Genomic DNA, 418 nt, shown 5'->3' on the forward strand with positions numbered 1-418 from the left:
GCGGGGTCGCCGTCACCGCCCTCGTCGTCGGAGCCGGAACCGGAGGAACCGCCGGAGCCGTCGCCCGACCCCTCCGACCCACCGCCGCCCGTCTCGTCGCGTCCGCCCGGCGCCTGACTGATCGCGGGGCCGGAACCGGACGGTCCCGGGGTGATGGAGGGCGCGGGATTCTTGCCGTTGGCGCCGTTGTCCGAGCCGTTGCCGTTCCCGCCTGCGGAGACCACGACCCAGGTGATCACCAACGCCAACAGGGCGAGCACGGACAGCAGTACGGCCCTCCGACGCCAGTAGATGGAGGAGGGAAGCGGCCCGACCGGATTGCGCAGAGATCCCACGGCGCAAACTGTACGAGAGATCCGAGCGTTCGCTTGTCCCACCCGCCGCTCAGCGCGCAACTTTTCCGGATCATCATCCCGGT

At 70.3% G+C, this 418-nt stretch carries 1 pseudogene; it reads right to left on the bottom strand.

Annotated features, from left to right (window positions below):
• Positions 1-335, bottom strand: a pseudogene (locus LPA54_RS40150) (hypothetical protein); the annotation flags it as partial.
• Positions 336-418: the final 83 nt, after the last annotated feature.

The organism is Streptomyces sp. DH12 (assembly GCF_020873895.1).
GTDB lineage: Bacteria > Actinomycetota > Actinomycetes > Streptomycetales > Streptomycetaceae > Streptomyces.